Raw genomic sequence first — 3,543 nt, forward strand, 5'->3', positions numbered from 1 at the left:
GTCCCGGCTTGCATCCAATGTCGCCGGGAGCCTGCGCGGCGTCCATGACCTCCAAGGTCATGGCGCCGCGGCGCGATCAGAGCAGCCGCTTCAGATAGCGCCCCGTGTGGCTGGCCTCGTTGGCCGCGATGTCTTCGGGCGTGCCCATCCCCACCACCGTGCCGCCGCCGGCGCCGCCTTCGGGCCCCATGTCGATCAGCCAGTCGGCGGTCTTGATGACGTCGAGGTTGTGCTCGATCACCACGATCGTGTTGCCGGCGTCGCGCAGCTGGTGCAGCACCTTGAGCAGCAGTTCGATGTCGGCGAAGTGCAGCCCGGTGGTCGGCTCGTCGAGGATGTAGAGCGTGCGGCCGGTGTCGCGCTTGCTGAGCTCGAGCGCGAGCTTGACTCTTTGCGCTTCACCGCCCGACAGCGTGGTCGCCGACTGCCCCAGCTTGATGTAGCTCAGGCCGACGTCGAGCAGCGTGCGCAGCTTGCGCTCGATGGTCGGCACCGCCCTCAGGAAGTCGTGCGCGGTCTCGACCGTCATGTCGAGGATCTGCGCGATGTTGCGGCCCTTGTAGAGCACCTCCAGCGTCTCGCGGTTGTAGCGCTGGCCGTGGCAGACCTCGCAGGGCACGTAGACGTCGGGCAGGAAATGCATCTCGACCTTCACCACGCCGTCGCCCTGGCAGGCCTCGCAGCGTCCGCCCGCGACGTTGAAGCTGAAGCGGCCCGGCCCGTAGCCGCGCTCGCGCGCGGTGTTGGTCTCGGCCATCAGCTCGCGGATCGGCGTGAAGAGGCCCGTGTAGGTGGCCGGGTTGCTGCGCGGCGTGCGGCCGATCGGCGACTGGTCGACGTTGATCACCTTGTCGAAGTACTCGATCCCCTCGATGGCCTCGTGCTCGGCCGGCTCCTCATGGGCGCGGTACAGCGTGCGCGCGACCGCGCTGTAGAGCGTGTCGTTGACCAGCGTCGACTTGCCCGAGCCCGAGACGCCGGTCACGCAGGTCAGCAGGCCGACCGGAAAGGCCACGCTGACGTTCTGCAAATTGTTGCCGGTGGCGCCGATCACGCGGATCTCCTGCAGATCGCTTTGCGAGGCCAGGTGCGCGGCTTCGCGCGCCGCGCGCCGCTCGGCCGCGGGGCTGGGCGGAAAGCGCGGAGGCTTCCTGCCCCCGTGGAAGGCCGCCGTCGCCACCACCGGCAGCCACGGCGTGCGCCGCTGAGGCACTTCGATCTTTTTCGCGCCCGACAGGTACTGGCCGGTCAGCGAATCCGGGTGCGCCGCGACCTCGGCGTAGCTGCCCTGCGCCATCACGCGCCCGCCATGCACGCCGGCGCCCGGTCCCATGTCGATCACGTGGTCGGCGGCGTGGATCATGTCCTCGTCGTGCTCGACCACGATCACGCTGTTGCCGATGTCGCGCAGATGGCGCAGCGTGCCGATCAGTCGGTCGTTGTCGCGCTGGTGCAGCCCGATGCTGGGCTCGTCGAGCACGTACATCACGCCGGTGAGCCCGGAGCCGATCTGCGAGGCCAGCCGGATGCGCTGCGCCTCGCCGCCCGACAGCGTCTCGGCGCTGCGGTCCAGGCTCAGGTAGTTGAGGCCGACGTCGTTGAGGAACTTGAGCCTGAGGCCGATCTCGCGCACCACCTTGTCGGCGATCTCGGCCTTGGCGCCGCGCAGCTGCAGCTGCTGGAAGTAGGCCAGGCTGTCGCGCAGCGTGGCGTGGCTGATCTCGTAGATCGCCATGCGCTTCGGCTCGGGGCCGGACTCGTCGACCAGGAACACGTTGCGCGCCTCGGGCCGCAGGCGCGAGCCTTCGCAGTCGGGGCAGGGCTGCATGTTGCGAAAGCGCGAGAGGTCTTCCCGCACCATCGTCGAGTCGGTCTCGCGGTAGCGCCGCGCCATGTTCGGGATGATGCCCTCGAAGGGGTGCTTGCGCACCAGCTTCTTGCCGGCCTGCTGGCCGCTGTCCATCACGTAGCTGAACTTGATCTCTTCCTGCGCCGAGCCCTGCAGCACGGTCTGCTGGACCGAGGCAGGCAGCTCTTCGAAGGGCTTGTCGATGTCGAACTTGTAGTGCTTGGCCACGCTCTCCAGCATGCTGAAGTAGTAGCCGTTGCGCCGGTCCCAGCCTTTGACGGCGCCGCTCGCGAGGCTCAGCGACGGGAACGCGACCACCCGCGCCGGATCGAAGAACTCGCGGTGGCCGAGGCCGTCGCAGCTCGGGCAGGCGCCCACGGGCGAGTTGAAGGAGAACAGGCGCGGCTCGAGTTCGGCCAGCGAGTAGTGGCAGATCGGGCAGGCGAACTTGGCGTTGAACAGGTGCTCGCGCGGCGGGCCGGCGGCCGCTGCCGCTGCGCCCTCGGCCGCCGGCGCCTCCATTTCGAGCGCGATCGCGCGGCCATCGGCCAGCCGCAGCGCGGCCTCGAAGCTCTCGGCCAGGCGCTGCTGCATGTCGGGGCGCGCGCGCAAGCGGTCGATCACGACGTCGATGTCGTGCTTCTCGGTCTTCTTGAGCTTGGGCAGGTCGTTGTATTCGTAAGTCTGGCCGTCGACCCGGAAGCGGATGTAGCCCTGGGCCTGCATCTCGGCGAACAGCTCGAGGAACTCGCCCTTCTTCTCGCGCGCCACCGGCGCCAGGATCATGAGTCTCGGCTCGTCGGGCAGAGCGATCACCGCATCGACCATCTGGCTCACCGTCTGCGCCTGCAGCGGCAGGTGATGGTCGGGGCAGTAGGGCGTGCCGGCGCGGGCATACAGCAGGCGCAGGTAGTCGTGGATCTCGGTCACCGTGCCCACGGTGGAGCGCGGATTGTGGCTGGTCGCCTTCTGCTCGATGCTGATCGCCGGCGACAGGCCCTCGATCATGTCGACGTCGGGCTTGTCCATCAGTTGCAGGAACTGCCGCGCATAGGCCGACAGGCTTTCGACGTAGCGGCGCTGGCCCTCGGCATAGAGCGTGTCGAAGGCCAGGCTCGATTTTCCCGAGCCCGACAGGCCGGTGATCACCACCAGCTTGTTGCGCGGGATGTCGAGATCGACGTTCTTGAGGTTGTGCGTGCGCGCGCCGCGGATGCTGATCCGCTGCTGCGCCAGCACGGCGCCGAGGTAGGCGTCTTCGGGGGGGAGATTCACGGGGCGGTCGTTTTTGGGCAACCGGACATGATAAGCGGGGCGGCGTTTCCGGGGTTTCGGCGGGATTCGTCCGAATTCCAGCAGCCTGCTTCGGATTGCCCCTCATGCTGTCCGGGCGGCGTTTCGATGCGGCACAATCCCCGGTTCTTTTCCTTCTCCTCCATCCATTCATCAGGGGCAGTGCATATGGCATCGGTCAACAAAGTCATCCTCGTCGGCAATCTGGGCCGCGATCCCGAAACCCGTACCTTTCCCAGCGGCGACCAGGTGTGCAACGTGACCCTCGCCACCACCGACAAGTGGAAGGACAAGCAGAGCGGCGAGATGCGCGAGGCCACCGAGTGGCACCGCCTGGTGTTCAACGGCCGGCTGGCCGAGATCGCCGCGCAGTACCTGCGCAAGGGCTCGCAGATCTACGT

General features: G+C 67.7%; 2 protein-coding genes. One reads left to right on the forward strand and one right to left on the reverse strand.

Going from position 1 to position 3,543, the window contains the following annotated elements:
* Positions 1–76 precede the first annotated feature (76 nt).
* Complete coding sequence (gene uvrA, locus AC1D2K_RS31975) at positions 77–3,124, reverse strand: excinuclease ABC subunit UvrA (protein WP_478094118.1); 3,048 nt, start codon at positions 3,122–3,124, stop codon at positions 77–79.
* A gap of 186 nt (positions 3,125–3,310) precedes the next feature.
* Here uvrA and ssb point away from each other — a divergent pair.
* Positions 3,311–3,543 (forward strand): single-stranded DNA-binding protein (gene ssb / locus AC1D2K_RS31980; RefSeq protein WP_478094120.1); only part of this gene is annotated, 233 nt, incomplete at its 3' end.

The organism is Variovorax sp. P1_H12_2 (assembly GCF_056405335.1).